This is a genomic window from Dyella jiangningensis (assembly GCF_003264855.1).
Lineage (GTDB): Bacteria > Pseudomonadota > Gammaproteobacteria > Xanthomonadales > Rhodanobacteraceae > Dyella > Dyella jiangningensis_C.
This window is the reverse complement of sequence record NZ_NFZS01000004.1, coordinates 371,490-387,375: the sequence shown is the minus strand read 5'-3', so window position 1 is coordinate 387,375 and position 15,886 is coordinate 371,490. Positions and strand designations below refer to the sequence as shown.

Here is a 15,886-nt window from a genome sequence, read left to right as displayed (position 1 = left end):
TCCATGGCAGGCGTGATCGGGGAAGCATCCGCGTACTCGCATCGCGATTTCCCCGGTGCCGCGGGTACGCAAGGCCGTATTCGCGAAGGCTTGTGGGCCGGAGAATCCGCTGTGTAGGATCGTCCGCCATGCATAGCCCCTTTCGAACGGCCTTCCACGGGATGGCGGCGCTGGCCTTGGCGCTGTCCGCCTCCACTGCTTTCTCCGCAGGAGGAGCGTCGTCCAAGCCGGCGGCCGAGATCGCGACGCTCTTTGCCGGCGCCACCGTCATCGACGGCACGGGTGCGGCGCCCATTCCCAACCAGGACATCCTGGTTCGCGGCGAACGGATCGTGGCGCTCGGGCCGCATGGATCGCTCGCCAGCGCGGGGGACACGGCTGTCCACACCGTCGACCTCCATGGCAGCTATGTGATCCCGGGCCTGATCGACAGCCACGTGCATCTGGCCACGCCGCCGGATGCGAAACGCGCGCAGGCCATCCTGCGGCGCAACCTCTATGCGGGCGTCACGGCCGTGCGCGACATGGCGGACGACCTGCGTTCGATCGGCGAGCTGGCGCGCGAGGCGCGGGCGGGTGAAATTCCATCGCCCGACATCTACTACGCCGCCGTGATGGCCGGCCCGGCGTTCTTCGCCGATCCGCGCGTGGCAGCGGCGAGCTATGGCGTGGCGCCCGGCAAGAGCCCGTGGATGCAGGCCATCGACAAGGACACCGACCTGCGCGAAGCGGTGACGCTGGCGCGTGGCACCTCGGCCACCGCGATCAAGGTCTATGCGGATCTGCCGCCGGACCGGGTGGCGGCGATCACCGCCGAAGCGCATCGGCAGCACGTCATGGTGTGGGCACATAGCGCGGTGTTTCCGACGCGCCCGGCCGATGTCATCGACGCTGGTGTCGATGTGGTCAGCCATGCGTGCTATCTCGCCTATCAGCTGGAACCGGTGATGCTGAAATCCTACGAGGACCATACGCCGTTCCACGACGAACTGCTGGCGAAGACCGGCGACGATCCGGTCATCGCCGGTCTCTATCGCGACATGCTCAAGCACGGCACGATCCTGGACGCGACGGGCAGCCTGTTCGTGCATTACGACGCCGAGCGCAAGGCGCATCCCGATCGCAAGCCGTTGCGTTGCACCGGGCCGACCACCACGCGACTCGTGCGCCAGGCATGGCAAGCCGGCGTGCCGATTTCGACCGGCACCGATGACGACGGCGGCGTCAAGGACGTTTGGCCGTCCGTATACGACGAGATCTTCTTCCTCGCGCACGACGTGGGCATGCCGCCGCTGCAGGTGATCCGTTCCGCCACGCTGATCGGCGCGCAGGCCGCGGGCCAGGCGCAGGACATGGGTTCCCTTGCAGCGGGCAAGCTGGCGAACTTCGCCGTGCTCTCGGCCGACCCCGTGAAGGACATAGGCAATCTCCGCAGCATCCGCATGACGGTGAAGCGCGGGCATGTGTATCCGCGTACCGACTATCGACCGGTGACGAAGGAAGAGATGGGCGATGACGACGACGAATGATCGGCGGAAGTTCCTCACCGGCATGACCTGGACGGCTGCGGCGGCGATGTTGCCGTGGGAAGCGCGCAGCGTGCCCGTGCCGACAGCGAATGCGGCGGATGCGGGAATCATCGTCAATGCACTCGGCGGCCTCGACGATCCGAACCGCGATTCCGGCGGCGGCCTGGTGCCCGAATTCTCGCCGCGCGTGTTGTCCGAGGCCCATGCATCCGGCCTGACGGCGGTGAACATCACGCTGGGCTATGTGTCCGGCCCCGACGATCCGTTCGAAGCCAGCGTTCGCGACATCGCCGCCACCGATGCGAGGGTACGCGCGCACGAGCAGGACCTGCTGAAGGTGCTGACCGCCGGCGACATCCGGCGCGCCAGGGCAGAGAAGAAGATCGGCCTGATCTACGGCTTCCAGAACGGCGCCATGATGGGCAAGGACGCCACGCGCGTGGACATCTTCGCCAACCTCGGCGTGCGCGTGTTCCAGCTCACCTACAACCCGGCCAACCAGTTGGGCGATGGTTCGATGGCGCCGGAGAACCGCGGACTCACGCCGTTCGGTCGCGAGGTGGTGGCGCGGCTCAACGAATGCCGCGTGATGGTCGACCTTTCGCACAGCGGCGAGCAGACCTGCCTGGAAGCAGCGCGGGTGTCCAAGGCGCCGATTTCGATCAACCACACCGGTTGCCGCGCCGTGACCGATCTGCCGCGAAACAAGACCGATGCGGAATTGCGGCTGGTGGCGGAGCGGGGCGGTTTCGTCGGCATCTACTTCATGCCGTTTCTCAACGCCTCCGGCCACGCCAAGGCGGAAGACGTGGTGGCGCACATCGACCACGCCGTCCAGGTCTGCGGCGAGGACCATGTAGGCATCGGCACGGATGGCTCGGTGTCGCAGATCGACGATCTCACGGCCTACCAGGCCACCCTGGCCAAGGAAATCGCCCGGCGCAGGGCTGCCGGCATCAGCGCCGCGGGGGAGCGTCCGGATACCTATCCCTTCGTGGTCGACCTGCGTGGCCCGCAGCAATTCCACAAGCTGGCGCAGTTGCTGCAGCGGAAGGGCTATTCGTCCGGGCGAATCGAGAAAATCCTCGGGCTGAATTTTCTCCGCTACGCGGAAACCATCTGGGGAAGCTGAAGGCTTCATGCGGCGCATGGGCGCGCGGCCCTTGGCGGGATCGCCCCGGCAGGGTAGAACGAGCGGCTTGCGCCGTCCCCAGGAATTGCCATGACGTTGTCCGTTCCCACCGATGCCGAGCTCAAGGAGCTGGCCGAGCAGATCGCAGCTTCCGCGCTGCGCCAGCGCCTCATGTTGGTCACCGCCGAGTCGTGCACGGGCGGCTGGATCGCCAAGACGCTCACCGACCTGCCGGGCAGCTCCGCCTGGTTCGATGCGGGCGTGGTCACCTATAGCTATGAGGCCAAGGAAGCCCTGCTGGGCGTCAATCCGCGCACGCTGGAGCGCACCGGCGCGGTCAGCGAGGAGACCGCGCTGGAAATGGTTTCGGGTGCACTGGCGCGTTTCGGTGCGGGTATGGCGGTTGCCGTGACCGGCATCGCCGGGCCGAGCGGTGGTACAGCGGACAAACCGGTCGGCACCGTCTGGATCGGTTGGAAGCGCCGCGGCGGCTACGCCCACGCCCAGCTGTTCCATTTCGACGGCGACCGCGAGGCCGTGCGCCGGCAAACGGTGGCGGCGGCCCTCAAGGGCGTCATCAAGGCGCTGACGGACTGATTCCCGATGCCTTTCCAGGCCGGCTTGACCGGTGTGGGATACTCGGAGCCTGTTCAATATCCCTGCATAGCCCGCGCCGGGAGCTGTTTGCTCGCAGGCCAAGGAAGAACGAGGGCGTGTATGTCGATACACAACCGAGTGATGACGCCGGCGTGCGGGCAAACAGACCCGGCCCGGAGGGTTGTCCATCTGCGCCCGCCGGCAAGCGGTAAGCGGCTTGACCTGACAGCCAGTCAGGCACTGCGCCAGGCCCCACACCCTGGCGGGCGCAGATGGTCAACGCGAGCTATGCAGGGATATTGAACAGGCTCTTAGCTACAGATCGCAGCCCGTGAGACCAGACGCGGGCATCATGCCTTCATTCACTGCCACCCCAGGATTCAAGACGATGGATGACAACAAGCGCAAGGCGCTCACCTCGGCCCTCGGCCAGATCGAAAAGCAGTTTGGCAAGGGCGCCGTCATGCGCCTGGGTGATCGCACCGACGACGCCATCGACACCGTGTCCACCGGCTCGCTGGGCCTGGACATTGCCCTGGGCGTCGGCGGCCTGCCGCGCGGCCGTGTGGTCGAAATCTACGGTCCGGAATCCTCGGGCAAGACCACGCTGACCCTGCAGGTCATCGCCAACTGCCAGAAGAACGGCGGCACCGCGGCCTTCGTCGACGCCGAGCACGCGCTGGACCCGACCTACGCCGCCAAGCTGGGCGTCAACGTGGACGACCTGCTGGTCTCCCAGCCCGATACCGGCGAACAGGCGCTGGAAATCGCCGACATGCTGGTGCGCTCGGGCGCCGTGGACGTGATCGTGATCGACTCGGTCGCGGCGCTCGTGCCGAAGGCCGAAATCGAAGGCGAAATGGGCGACTCGCTGCCGGCCTGCAGGCGCGCCTGATGTGCCAGGCGCTGCGCAAGCTCACCGGCACGATCAAGAAGACGAACTGCCTGGTGATCTTCATCAACCAGATCCGCATGAAGATCGGCGTGATGTTCGGCAACCCGGAAACCACCACCGGCGGCAACGCGTTGAAGTTCTACGCGTCGGTGCGCCTGGATATCCGCCGCATCGGCGCGGTGAAGAAGGGCGAGGAAGTCATCGGTTCGGAGACCCGCGTCAAGGTGGTCAAGAACAAGGTGGCGCCGCCGTTCCGCCAGGCCGAGTTCGAGATCCTCTACGGCGAGGGTTCCTCGCGCGAAGGCGAAATCATCGAGCTGGGCGTGGCGCAGAACCTGATCGACAAGTCCGGCGCCTGGTACAGCTACAAGGGTGACCGCATCGGCCAGGGCAAGGAAAACGTCCGCCAGTTCCTGCGCGACAATCCGGCCATCGCCAACGAGATCGACGCCGAGCTGCGCACCCGCCTGCTGGTGAGCAATGGCAACTCGCCGCTGCCGGCGGTGGAAACGGAAGAGGCCTGATCGACGCAACGGAGGCGCCATGCCGGGACTGAAGGGAAGCTTCTTCATCGCCGTTCTGGCGGGCGCCGCCGCCGTCATGGGGTGGGCGGCGTACCAACGCTTTGCCCATCCTCCGCTTTCGCAGGCCATATCGATGAAACCGCTGGCCGACGGCGTATGGGTTTCCGAGCAGATCGGCCCGCCGCAATTGGCGCTGTTGCGGCAGCAGCGTTTCGCCACCGTGGTGGATCTGCGTCCGGACGGCGAAGTGGCGGCGCAGCCTTCGTCGAGCGATATGGCGGATGCCGCAGGTCGCGCCGGATTGGCCTTCAGCTACGTCCCGGTGCCGCATGGCGCCATTCCCGACGGTGCCGTCAACGCCTTGCAGAAGGCGCTGGCAAGCGAGCCCCGGCCCGTGCTGCTCTATTGCCGCAGCGGTCGTCGCGCAGCCCGCACCTGGGCCCTGGCCGAGGCATCGCGCCCCGGCGGTCTCGATGCGCGGGCCATCAGGAAGGTCGTGCTGGACGTGGGCCAGCCGGTGGATGATCTGGGCGCCGAGATCCAGGCCCGCATCGCGGCCCGTCCACGCGCAGGCTGACCTCGCCATGGCTATCCACGTCGCCGACGCGCTGCAGCCATCCCGGGCCTCGGGTCGGAAGGCGGCGCTGACGATCATCGTGGTCGCCGTGGGGTTGGTGCTGGGCGCCGTCCTTGGCGTCATCGGCGCGTTGTACTTCGGCCTCATCGACTTCCGCTGCTAGGGCTATGGCGCGCGACCGTGACGACAAGACCGACAAGCCCAGTGCCTACAACAAGGCGCTGGGCTTGCTTGCGCGGCGCGAGCATTCGCGGCGCGAGCTGAAACTCAAGCTCCGGCAGAAGGGCTACGAGAGCGAAGAGGCTGGCGCGGCGCTCGATCGCCTTGGCGAGCAGCACTACCAGGACGACGACCGCTTCGCCGAGATGCTGGTGCGCAGCCGTGCGGCGCAAGGCTACGGGCCGATGCGCCTGCGGGCTGAGCTCAAAAGCCACGGCCTGTCCGATGCCAGGATCCGCGCCGTGCTGGATGACGCCGAGGTGGACTGGGACGCCAACGCGCTGGCCCAGCTGAGGCGGCGTTTTGGCACCGGATCGGCGCCAGATCGCGAAGAAAGGGCCCGCCGGGCGCAATTTCTCTTGCGTCGAGGCTTTCCCGCCGCCACAGTACGGAGTGTTACCCACGCCGACGTGGACGACGCAGCCGACGATGAAGCCTGACCTCCCCGCGACTTGGGGCGGGTAAGCGGCGTTTCGGCGCCGTTCCGCGGGCGTGACCTATCCGCCAGGTCCTCCCCAGCCGCATGAAAACTGCCGAAATCCGCTCGACCTTCCTCGACTATTTCCGCTCCAAAGGGCACACCATCGTGCCGTCCAGCTCCCTGGTGCCGGCCAGCGATCCCACGCTGCTGTTCACCAACTCGGGCATGGTGCAGTTCAAGAACGTGTTCCTGGGCAGCGAGAAGCTGCCGTACGTGCGCGCGGCCGACGTGCAGCGCTGCGTGCGCGCGGGCGGCAAGCACAACGACCTGGACAACGTCGGCTACACCGCGCGCCACCACACGTTCTTCGAGATGCTCGGCAACTTCTCGTTCGGCGACTACTTCAAGCGCGACGCGATCGCTTATGCGTGGGAGCTGCTGACCACGTCCTCATGCTGCCGAAGGACAAGCTGTGGGTCACCGTCTATCACACCGACGACGAGGCCTACGACATCTGGGAGAAGGAAGTCGGCGTGCCGGCCGAGCGCATCATCCGCATCGGCGACAACAAGGGCGCGCCGTACGCGTCCGACAATTTCTGGCAGATGGCCGACACCGGCCCGTGCGGCCCGTGCACCGAGATCTTCTACGACCACGGCCCGGGCGTCGGCGGCGGCCCGCCGGGTTCGCCGGAAGAAGACGGCGACCGCTACATCGAAATCTGGAACCTCGTGTTCATGCAGTTCAACCGCGACGCCCGACGGCACGCTGTCGCCGCTGCCGGCGCCGTGCGTGGACACCGGCATGGGCCTGGAGCGCTTGGCCGCCGTGCTCCAGCACGTGCATTCCAACTACGAGATCGACCTGTTCCAGCACCTGATCAAGGTCGCCTCGCAACTCACGAACACCAAGGATCTCGCCAACAAGTCGCTGCGCGTGATCGCAGACCACATCCGTGCCTGCTCCTTCCTCATCGTCGACGGCGTGCTGCCGTCCAACGAAGGTCGCGGCTACGTGCTCCGCCGCATCATCCGTCGCGCGCTGCGCCACGGCTGGATGCTGGGCGTGCGCGGCGATTTCTTCTGGAAGATGGTGCAGCCGCTGGTCGAGGAAATGGGCGAGGCCTATCCGGAGCTCGCGCAGAAGCAGGGCTTCGTCGAAGACGCGCTGCGCACCGAGGAGCGTCGCTTCGGCGAGACGCTGGAGAACGGCATGCGCCTGTTCGATGCCGTCGCCGCCAAGGCCAACGGCACGATTCCGGGCGCCGATGCGTTCCGCCTGTACGACACCTACGGCTTCCCGATCGATCTCACCGCCGACATCGCGCGCGAACGCGGCCTCACGGTCGACATGGACGGCTTCGAGCAGTCCATGAGGGAGCAACAGGAGCGCAGCCGCGAAGGCGGCAAGTTCGAGGCCAAGGGCCAGATGCCGGCCGAACTGGCGAGCCAGCTGTCGCCCACGCATTTCCTCGGCTACGAGGCGTTGACCAGCCAGGGCAGCAAGGTCGTCGGCATCGTGCGTGGCGGCAAGCAGTTCGATGCGCTGGACGAGGGTGAAGACGGCCTGGTCATTCTCGATCGCACGCCGTTCTACGCCGAGTCGGGCGGCCAGGTGGGTGACACCGGTTCACTGATGAACGCGTCGGGCGCGTTCGCGGTGGGCGACACGCTCAAGATGGGCGGCGTGTTCTTTGGTCACGCGGGCCGCTGGAGTGGCAAGCACGCCCTGCGCGTGGGCGACGTGGTCGATGCGAATGTCGACGGCACGCGTCGCCAGGCCATCGTGCTCAACCATTCCGCCACGCACCTGCTGCACGCCGCGCTGCGCAAGGTGTTGGGCGAACACGTCACGCAGAAGGGCTCGCTGGTCGCGCCGGAGCGCCTACGCTTCGACTTCTCGCATTTCAAGCCAATGAGCGCGGAAGAATTGCGCGAGATCGAAACCTTGGTGAACGCCGAGGTGCGCCGCAACGATGCCGCCGAAGTGCATCACATGGGTTACAACGAAGCCATCGATTTCGGCGCCATGGCCTTGTTCGGCGAAAAGTACGGCGACGAAGTGCGCGTGCTGAAGATGGGCGATTTCTCCACCGAGCTGTGCGGCGGCACCCACGTGGGTCGCACCGGCGACATCGGCCTGTTCAAGATCGTCGCCGAGGCCGGCGTGGCCTCGGGCGTGCGTCGTATCGAAGCGGTGACGGGCGCCGGCGCATTGGCTTACGTGGCCGATGAAGAGCGCCGTCTCGGCGAGTTCTCACAGCTGCTGTCGTCGTCCGGTGACGACGCCGTGGAGAAACTGCGCCAGCTCTTCGACAAACAGAAGAAGCTCGAGCGCGAGCTGGAATCCTTGCGCGCGAAGGCGGCGGGTTCGGCGACGGCCGACCTTGCTTCCTCTGCGCAGGATATCGGCGGCATCAAGGTCATCGCCGCGCGCCTGGAAGGCCTGGATGCGAAAGCCTTGCGCGACAGCATGGACCAGCTCAAGCAGCAGCTGGCCGATTGCGTGATCCTGCTGGCCGGCGCGGCCGACGGGCGCGTGTCGCTGGTCGCGGGCGTGGGCGGCAAGGCGCTCGGCCGCGTCAAGGCCGGCGACGTGGTGTCCCACGTGGCCAGCCAGATCGACGGCAAGGGCGGTGGTCGTCCCGACATGGCCCAGGGCGGTGGCAACGACAGCGCTGACTTGCCGCGCATCCTGAACGGCCTGGCAGGCTGGATCGGTGAGCGCCTGGCTTCCTGAAGCGAAGCTATCGCTCAGACTCCGTTCCCGTTTACGCATTGCGCTGTCCGCGGACGCTCGGCTAGTATCAAAACTGCCGACACCGCTGGTTGCGACGGTGTCGACCGACATGGCATCACAGGGGATGCTGAGTCTGTGAACCGGGGAAGGCGGTAGGGCCTTCGGCGGTACGATCGTCGAACTGTCCAGACGGTGAAAGCTCAGGGGTGAGGCAGAGCCGTCTGTTGGCCTATGACCAAAGTATTCATGGAGTGGCAAACATGTTGATTCTGACCCGCAGGGTCGGTGAAACCTTGATGATCGGTGACGAGGTGACCGTTACCGTTCTGGGCGTGAAGGGCAACCAGGTGCGCATTGGCATCAATGCCCCCAAGAACGTCGCGGTGCATCGTGAAGAGATCTATCAGCGGATCAAGAACGAGCACGAGCCGGATGCTTCCGGCGAAACTGGCGAACACTGACAGGCGATAAAAGCTTTACCTAGAGCGCGCCGGTTAGTATCCTTGCCGGCTCCGCAGTGATGCGGACAAAATTCGGAGAGATGCCCGAGAGGCCGAAGGGGCTCCCCTGCTAAGGGAGTATAGGGTCAAAAGCCTTATCGAGGGTTCGAATCCCTCTCTCTCCGCCAGATACGCAAAAAGCCCCGCGAGGGGCTTTTTGCGTATCTGGCGGAGAGAGAGGTGTGGACGAACACTCCGTTCGACAAATTTGTCAGGAACAAATTTGGACAGCCGCAGGCTGGCCCCGGAGCGCGCAAGCGCGAAGGGGTGAGGCCCCACGGATGGGCCGAACAATCCCTCGCCCCACGCAATCGCGTCGTTCAACAAAGCCTCACCCGGGGCTTTTTGCGTATCTGGCGGAGAGAGGTGTGTGGACGAAGCCTCCGTTCGACAAATTTGTCAGGAACTTGTTGGACAGCCGAATGCTGGCCCCGGAGCGCGCAAGCGCGGAGGGGTGAGGCCCATGGATGGGCCGAACAATCCCTCGCGCCACGCAACCGAGTCGTCGACAAAGCCTCGAACGGTTTTTTGCATATCTGGCGAAGAAGCGATCTTGCACGCCGCCATGTTGTCCAGAACAGCCGCATACCGCGATGATGGCGATGCGATTCTTCCGTGCGGAGGTGACATGACATCTGCTGGCCCACTGGGCGATCATCCGCAGCGCGACTACGCGCGCAAGCTGCAGCTGTTCAACGCGTTCGCCGGGCCCGACCTGCAATCGCTCATGGAGGTTGCGGGCGTGAAGCCTGGCATGCACGTGCTCGATGCCGGCTGCGGCACCGGCGAAACGCTGCAGCGGTTGGCGGACATCGTCGGTCCCGAAGGGCTCGCGCTCGGCGTGGATCTCTCGGCGCCCCACATCGCTGCATCCGCATCGCACGGCGTCCCCACCGGCCTGCTGCAGGCTGATCTCACGCGACTGCCGCTGCATGCGAACAGCCTGGATTTCATCTGGTGCGCGAACACCATCAACCACCTGCGCGACGCCACCGATGCGCTGCGCAGGATGGCGTCGCTGTTGCGGCATGGGGGCCGTATCGCGCTCGGACAGAGCGCGTTCCTGCCAGACATGTATTTTGCGTGGGACCTTCGGCTGGAGCGCCTCGTGAACGAGGCGGTACGGCAGTACTACCGCGACCGCTACGCGCTGGACGAGCGCGATCTTGCCGCGGTACGCGCGCTTGTCGGTCTCATGCGCAAAGCGGGCCTGGGTGATATCCGCGCGCAAACGGTGGCCATCGAGCGCCTGTCGCCGGTCGATGCCGCCACCGAGGCCTATCTGCAGGAAGCGATCTTCCGCCAGACCTGGGGCGAGCGTTTGAAGCCGTACCTGGCAGAAGAGGATTACGCCGAACTCGAGCGATTATGCGACCCGCAGCATGCCGCTTATGCGTTGCGGCGTCCCGACTTCCATTTCATCCATACGTTCACGCTGGTGACCGGAGCACCCTAGCGCCAGCGAAATCCGGTTTCAGGGCAACGCAAGGCCGCGCAGTTCAGCGCCGTCAGGGGTGACGCGCAACACCGAGCCCTGCTCATACCAGTCGCCCAGCACGATGCGTTCGGCCGGCTGGCCGTCCAAATCGAAACGATGGATGGCCGGACGATGCGTGTGGCCATGGATCAGGCGCGTCACGCCCGCGTTGCGCATCGTCTCGGCGACGGCGTCGGCGTTGACGTCCATGATGGTTTCCATGGTGCTGCCGGTATGTGCGCGACTGTCCTCGCGTGCCTTGGCGGCGAAGGCGCGCCGCGCCTCCAGTGGCATGGACAGCACCTGCGCCATCCATTCGGGCGTGCGTACCTGCTTGCGGACGGTCTGGTAGGCGATGTCGTCGGTGCAGAGCACGTCGCCATGCATCAGCAGGGTGGGGCGTCCATACAGCTCGTGCACCGTGCCGTCATGGAGCAACGTGAAGCCTGCGCGTCCGGCGAACTCCTTGCCGAGCAGGAAGTCGCGATTGCCGACCATGAAATACACCGGTACGCCGGCGTCCCGCAGCGTTTTGGTGGCCAGCGCGATACGGCCCGGCAGTTCGGCGTCGTCGTCATCGCCGATCCACGCTTCGACGAGATCGCCCAGGATGTAGAGCGCATCGGCCGAGCGCACTTCGTCGCTGGCAAGGAACTGTTCGAACAGGTGGGTGATGCGCGGACGACTGTCGTCCAGATGCAGGTCGGCAATGAACAGCGTGGCCATGGCGCCTCAGCCCTTGGACTTGGGCTTGTCGGCGGACTTGGCAGGTGCCGGTGTGGCCTTCTCCGTGCCCGGCTTGGTCGCCGCCGGTTTCGATTCGTCGCCCGGGACGGCCTCGCCGACCACGTTGGCGCTGTCGATCACCACCAGTGGATTGGGTACGTCGGTGGCGAACGGCCCCAGGCCACGGGTGGGCAGGGCGGCGATCTTGTCGACCACGTCCATGCCTTTGACCACCTTGCCGAACACGGTGTAGCCCCAAGTCAGCCCGCTTTGGTTGCCCACGAAGTCGAGGCGGCGGTTGTCGACGAGATTGAAGAAGAACTGCGCCGTGCCCGAGTTGGGGTCCGCCCCGCGTGCGACGGCGACGGTGCCGCGCAGATTGGATAGACCGTTATCCGCCTCGCTTGCGATGGCCGAGCGCGTGCGCTTGGGCTGCAGGTCGCGCGTATACAGGCCCCCTTGCACCAGATAACCCTGGATGGCGCGGTGGAACACGGTGCCACTGTAGAAGCCGTCGCGTACGTACTGCAGGAAGTTGGCGACGCTCTTGGGCGACTTGTCGGGATAGAGCTCGATGGTGATTTCACCCTGTGAGGTGTGCAGCACCACTTCCGGATGCGGTTGCGCGGCGGGCGCCGGGGCCGGCTTGGCGGCCTGGGCCTGGAGCGCGAGCGGCGACATCAACAGGGCGACGGCGAGCAGGATTCGGGTCATGGCGGGCTGGGCGACGTGTGGCATCAGGACATGATACGCGGCGGTGGGACGTAGTGGGCCCCGGAAGGCGCGGGTGCGGTCAGGCTCAGTACGGATGGACTTCCAGCAGCAGGCCCAGCTCGTTCATCGGTATCTGCTCCTGCTCCAGGTCGGCTTCGCTGAGCGGGTGTTGTTCCAGCCACGACGACGGAACCAGCAGGCGCATGCGGTGGCTGGTGGCGCCCAGCTGCATCTGCGGCAGCGATTCGGCGCGGCGCGCGCGACGGAACAGCACGGCAAGGCGCAGCAGGGCGGTGATGTAGCGCGCGAGCTGCCGGTAGCGTTGCGGCAGGGCGGAGAAGGAGGCCTTGTCCGGTTTGCGGCGGTGCGCCTCCACGATGGCGGCGAGCAGCTGTTGCTCCTGCCGGGAGAAACCCGCCAGATCAGCGTGGCGCAGGATGTAGGCACCATGGTGATGGTGCTGGCTATGAGCGATGGCCAGGCCGATCTCGTGCACGCGCGATGCCCACGACAACCATTCGCGCGCCTCGCCGTCGAGCTTCCACGAGCGGGCGATCTGGTCGAAGAACATCAGCGCCGTCGATTCCACGCGGCGTGCCTGGGCGCGATCCACACCGTAACGGTTGGCGAGCGCATCGATGCTCGACGTGCGCGGATCGGTACCGCCGGCACGGCCGATCAGGTCCCACAGCAGGCCTTCGCGCATCGAGCTTTCGCAGACGCGCATGCGCTCGATGCCCAGCGCCTCGAACGCGGCCTCGAAGATCACCACGCCGCCGGCGATCACCGGCGCACGATCCTCGGCGAGGCCTGGCAGCTTCAGCGCGCTGATCTGTCCCTGGCTCAGCAGGGCGTCGCGCAGGGCAGCGAGGGATGCCGGCGTGATGCCGTCGTCGGAGAATTTCATGGCCTGCACCACCGAGCCGATGGCCTTGGCGGTGCCGGACGAACCATAGGCCTCGACCCAGCCGGACTCGCGGTAGTCCTCCGCGAACTGCTGCAGCAGCACGCCGATCTCGTTGTTGGCGCGCTGCCAGCGCTTGCGATTGAGCTTGCCGCCCGGGAAGAAGCGCAGCGTGGAAGCAATGCAACCGGCCTGCACGCTTTCCGTATGCATCGGCGCGAAGCCGCGGCCGATGATGAATTCGGTACTGCCGCCGCCGACGTCGATGACCAGCCGGCTTTCGCGCGACGCGGGCAGGTCGTGCGAGGCGCCCAGGAAGATCAGGCGGCCTTCCTCACGACCGGAGACGATTTCCACCGGATGTCCCAGCGCGGTTTCGGCGGACGTCAGGAACGATTGCGGCGAGGCCAGGCGGCGCACCGTATTGGTGGCGACCGCGCGCACGCGGATCGACGGTACGCCCGCGATGCGTTGGCCGAAGCGGGCGAGGCAGTTGAGCGCGCGGGCGCGATGTTCCGCATCCAAGGTGCCGTCGGCGCGCAGGCCGGCGGCCATGCGTACCGTTTCACGCAGGCGATCGATCACGCGGGGTTCGCCGTGTTCCACCCGCGCCACCACCATGTGGTAGCTGTTGGATCCCATGTCCACGGCGGCGATCAGTTCGCCGTCCTTGATTGGGGTCTGATCGCCTTGGCTCATGCGGGACTCACGTCGGGCTGCAAGGTGTGGATTCTCTCACGCTGGCAGGCTGTCGCGAAGCCGCAGTGACTCACGCCGTGGCCGGCACCAGCTTGTCGAGCAGCCACTGCTGGGCACTGTGCGGCGGGGCATCGCCGGCCTGGGCCCGCGTGTAGCGCCCCTTGCCGTCCAGCAGCCAGGCGTCGACGTTGTCGGCAAGATAATTCGCCAGCGTTTCGTCGTACACGCGCTTGGCCAGCGCCGGGTCGAGGATGGGAAAGGCGACCTCGATGCGGCGCATCAGGTTGCGCTCCATCCAGTCCGCGCTGCCGCAGTAGAGCTCCGGCGCGCCGTCGTTGGCGAACCAATACACGCGGCTGTGTTCGAGGAAGCGTCCCACGATCGAGCGCACGCGGATGCGCTCCGACACGCCCGGCAGGCCAGGGCGCAGCGTGCACGCGCCGCGCACGATCAGGTCGATTTCCACGCCGGCCTGCGATGCGCGATAGAGCGCCTGGATCACGTGCGCTTCGTTCAACGCGTTGAGCTTGGCGACGATGCGCGCGGGCTTGCCGGCCAGCGCATGGTTCGTCTCGCGTTCGATCTTCTCCAGCACATTGCGGTAGAGCGTGAACGGCGAATGCAGCAGGTGATGCAGCTCGATCACCGGCCCCAGGCCCGACAACTGCTGGAACACCTTGTGCAGGTCTTCACCGATGCCCGGATGCGCGGTCATCAAGCCGATGTCGGTATAGGTGCGGCTGTTGGCCTGGTGATAGTTGCCGGTCGACAGATGCACGTAGCGGCGCAGGCTGTCGTCTTCGCGGCGCACGATCAGCAGCATCTTGGCATGCGTCTTGAAGCCCACGACGCCATACACCACCTGCACGCCGGCTTCCTGCAGGCGCGTGGCAAGGCGAATGTTGGCCTCTTCGTCGAAACGCGCGCGCAGCTCGATCACCACCGTGACGTCCTTGCCGTTGCGCGCGGCCTCCACCAGCAGGTCCACCAGCGGCGTGTCCACGCCGGCGCGGTAGAGCGTCTGCTTGATCGCGAGCACGGCGGGGTCCTGCGCGGCCTGGCGCAGCAGGTCCACCACCGCGGCGAAGGATTCGTACGGATGGTGCAGCAGCACGTCGCGCTGGCGCAGCACTTCGAACTTGCAGCGGCTGTCGTTGAATATCGCGGGCAACTGCGGGATGAATCGCGGGAACTTCAGTTCCGGGCGATCCAGTCCGTCATAGATGGTGCCGGCGCGGATGATGTTGACCGGGCCGTCGCAACGATAGACGTCCGTTTCCTCCAGCTCGAAATTGGCGATGAGCATGGAGACGATGGACTTCGGGCAGTCGTTGCCGATTTCCAGCCGCACCGGCCGCGCATAACCGCGGCCCAGCAATTCCTCGCTCAGTGCGCGTGCGAGGTTGTCGACTTCGGCCTCTTCCACCATCAACTCGCTGTTGCGGGTGACGCGGAACTGGTAGGCGCCGGCCACCTTGAAGCCGGGGAACATCAGGTCGACGAATCCCTGCAGCAGTTCGGCGAGGAAGATGTAATGCACGCCGCCGTCGCAAACCTCGTCGGGCAGGCGGATGATGCGTGGCAGCGAGCGCGGCGCGCGGACCAGCGCCATGTGCCCTTCGCGACCGAACGCATCGCGGCCCTTGAGTACGACGGCGATGTTGAGCGTCTTGTTGAGGATGCGCGGGAAGGGATGCGCCGGATCCAGGCCCAGCGGCGAAAGCACCGGCATCACTTCGTTCTCGAAGTAGCCCTGCAGCCAGCGCTTCTGGCGCTCGGTCCAGTGCGACCGGGTGAGGAAATGGATGCCCTCGGCATCCAGCGCGGGGCGCAATTCCTCTTGCCAGGTGGTGTATTGCTGGGTCACCAGGTCGAGCACGCGCTTGCGGATGCGCGACAGCAGATCGCCCGACGACAGGCCGTCCGGTCCCGGCGCGGCCGAGCCGAACATGTGATGGTGCTTGAGCATGGCCACGCGCACCTCGAAGAATTCGTCGAGGTTGTTGGCGACGATGCTCAGGAAGCGCAGGCGTTCCAGCAGCGGGATGCGCGTGTCGCGTGCCTGGGCCAGCACGCGGAAATTGAATTCGAGCGCCGCCAGTTCACGGCTGAGGTAGAGCTCAGGGGCAGCACGATCGGCAACGGGCGAAGGAGTGGCAGGTTTGCGGCGCATCCCGACATTCTGGCCGATGCGGCGTTTTGTTACATGGCGCAGTGCCGCGGACTGTGACGG

Annotated in this window: 12 protein-coding genes, 1 tRNA gene and 2 pseudogenes; 11 read left to right on the top strand and 4 right to left on the bottom strand. The window is 66.0% G+C overall.

Annotated elements, in window-relative coordinates:
- The first annotated feature begins 128 nt into the window (after nucleotides 1-128).
- The 11 genes and pseudogenes from CA260_RS14335 to CA260_RS14290 all read left to right on the top strand — a co-directional run bounded on the left by CA260_RS14335 (nucleotide 129) and on the right by CA260_RS14290 (nucleotide 10,589).
- The gene (locus CA260_RS14335; protein WP_238149769.1) at nucleotides 129-1,529 is read left to right on the top strand and encodes an amidohydrolase family protein; all 1,401 of its coding nucleotides are present in this window, start codon (nucleotides 129-131) and stop codon (nucleotides 1,527-1,529) included.
- The gene (locus CA260_RS14330; protein ID WP_238149768.1) at nucleotides 1,513-2,661 is read left to right on the top strand and encodes a dipeptidase; all 1,149 of its coding nucleotides are present in this window, start codon (nucleotides 1,513-1,515) and stop codon (nucleotides 2,659-2,661) included. Before CA260_RS14335 ends, CA260_RS14330 begins: the two co-directional genes overlap by 17 nt.
- A gap of 90 nt (nucleotides 2,662-2,751) precedes the next feature.
- On the top strand, nucleotides 2,752-3,258 hold the full coding sequence (locus tag CA260_RS14325; RefSeq protein ID WP_111983739.1) for a CinA family protein: 507 nt from the start codon (nucleotides 2,752-2,754) through the stop codon (nucleotides 3,256-3,258).
- A 388-nt stretch (nucleotides 3,259-3,646) separates the two neighbouring features.
- Nucleotides 3,647-4,677, top strand: a pseudogene (gene recA, locus CA260_RS14320) (recombinase RecA).
- Between the two features lie 19 nt (nucleotides 4,678-4,696).
- On the top strand, nucleotides 4,697-5,254 hold the full coding sequence (locus CA260_RS14315; protein WP_172461855.1) for a beta-lactamase hydrolase domain-containing protein: 558 nt from the start codon (nucleotides 4,697-4,699) through the stop codon (nucleotides 5,252-5,254).
- A 7-nt stretch (nucleotides 5,255-5,261) separates the two neighbouring features.
- Nucleotides 5,262-5,417: a hypothetical protein gene (locus tag CA260_RS21190; RefSeq protein WP_172461854.1), complete on the top strand. Its 156-nt coding sequence runs from the start codon at nucleotides 5,262-5,264 to the stop codon at nucleotides 5,415-5,417.
- A gap of 4 nt (nucleotides 5,418-5,421) precedes the next feature.
- Entirely contained in the window at nucleotides 5,422-5,913 is a 492-nt protein-coding gene (locus tag CA260_RS14310; protein WP_111983737.1) for a regulatory protein RecX, read from the top strand.
- 83 nt (nucleotides 5,914-5,996) lie between these two features.
- A pseudogene (gene alaS, locus CA260_RS14305) lies at nucleotides 5,997-8,633 on the top strand (alanine--tRNA ligase).
- Nucleotides 8,634-8,893: 260 nt separating this feature from the next.
- Complete coding sequence (gene csrA / locus CA260_RS14300) at nucleotides 8,894-9,094, top strand: carbon storage regulator CsrA (RefSeq protein WP_038616369.1); 201 nt, start codon at nucleotides 8,894-8,896, stop codon at nucleotides 9,092-9,094.
- A 74-nt stretch (nucleotides 9,095-9,168) separates the two neighbouring features.
- Nucleotides 9,169-9,261 (top strand) — tRNA-Ser (locus tag CA260_RS14295).
- Nucleotides 9,262-9,761: 500 nt separating this feature from the next.
- Nucleotides 9,762-10,589, top strand: coding sequence for a methyltransferase domain-containing protein (locus CA260_RS14290; protein ID WP_172461853.1), 828 nt, complete (start codon nucleotides 9,762-9,764; stop codon nucleotides 10,587-10,589).
- Between the two features lie 18 nt (nucleotides 10,590-10,607).
- On the opposite strand, the gene CA260_RS14285 is transcribed toward CA260_RS14290, so the two are convergent.
- From CA260_RS14285 to ppk1, 4 genes are all read right to left on the bottom strand, one after another.
- Nucleotides 10,608-11,336 (bottom strand): UDP-2,3-diacylglucosamine diphosphatase, encoded by a 729-nt coding sequence (locus CA260_RS14285; protein ID WP_111983735.1) that lies wholly within the window; start codon nucleotides 11,334-11,336, stop codon nucleotides 10,608-10,610.
- Nucleotides 11,337-11,342: 6 nt separating this feature from the next.
- Nucleotides 11,343-12,050 (bottom strand): peptidylprolyl isomerase, encoded by a 708-nt coding sequence (locus CA260_RS14280; protein ID WP_111983734.1) that lies wholly within the window; start codon nucleotides 12,048-12,050, stop codon nucleotides 11,343-11,345.
- Nucleotides 12,051-12,135: 85 nt separating this feature from the next.
- Nucleotides 12,136-13,653 (bottom strand): Ppx/GppA phosphatase family protein, encoded by a 1,518-nt coding sequence (locus tag CA260_RS14275; protein WP_111983733.1) that lies wholly within the window; start codon nucleotides 13,651-13,653, stop codon nucleotides 12,136-12,138.
- 70 nt (nucleotides 13,654-13,723) lie between these two features.
- A complete protein-coding gene (gene ppk1 / locus CA260_RS14270) occupies nucleotides 13,724-15,826 on the bottom strand; it encodes a polyphosphate kinase 1 (RefSeq protein WP_111983732.1) in 2,103 nt (700 codons plus the stop codon).
- Nucleotides 15,827-15,886 lie beyond the last annotated feature (60 nt).

Excerpts from the sequence above, each read along its gene's own strand:
- CA260_RS14335 (WP_238149769.1), top strand. The coding sequence starts at position 129 with ATGCATAGCCCCTTTCGAACGGCCTTCCACGGGATGGCGGCGCTGGCC.
- CA260_RS14330 (WP_238149768.1), top strand. The coding sequence starts at position 1,513 with ATGACGACGACGAATGATCGGCGGAAGTTCCTCACCGGCATGACCTGG.
- CA260_RS14325 (WP_111983739.1), top strand. The coding sequence starts at position 2,752 with ATGACGTTGTCCGTTCCCACCGATGCCGAGCTCAAGGAGCTGGCCGAG.
- CA260_RS14315 (WP_172461855.1), top strand. The coding sequence starts at position 4,697 with ATGCCGGGACTGAAGGGAAGCTTCTTCATCGCCGTTCTGGCGGGCGCC.
- CA260_RS21190 (WP_172461854.1), top strand. The coding sequence starts at position 5,262 with ATGGCTATCCACGTCGCCGACGCGCTGCAGCCATCCCGGGCCTCGGGT.
- CA260_RS14310 (WP_111983737.1), top strand. The coding sequence starts at position 5,422 with ATGGCGCGCGACCGTGACGACAAGACCGACAAGCCCAGTGCCTACAAC.
- csrA (WP_038616369.1), top strand. The coding sequence starts at position 8,894 with ATGTTGATTCTGACCCGCAGGGTCGGTGAAACCTTGATGATCGGTGAC.
- CA260_RS14290 (WP_172461853.1), top strand. The coding sequence starts at position 9,762 with ATGACATCTGCTGGCCCACTGGGCGATCATCCGCAGCGCGACTACGCG.
- CA260_RS14285 (WP_111983735.1), bottom strand. The coding sequence starts at position 11,336 with ATGGCCACGCTGTTCATTGCCGACCTGCATCTGGACGACAGTCGTCCG.
- CA260_RS14280 (WP_111983734.1), bottom strand. The coding sequence starts at position 12,050 with ATGACCCGAATCCTGCTCGCCGTCGCCCTGTTGATGTCGCCGCTCGCG.
- CA260_RS14275 (WP_111983733.1), bottom strand. The coding sequence starts at position 13,653 with ATGAGCCAAGGCGATCAGACCCCAATCAAGGACGGCGAACTGATCGCC.
- ppk1 (WP_111983732.1), bottom strand. The coding sequence starts at position 15,826 with ATGCGCCGCAAACCTGCCACTCCTTCGCCCGTTGCCGATCGTGCTGCC.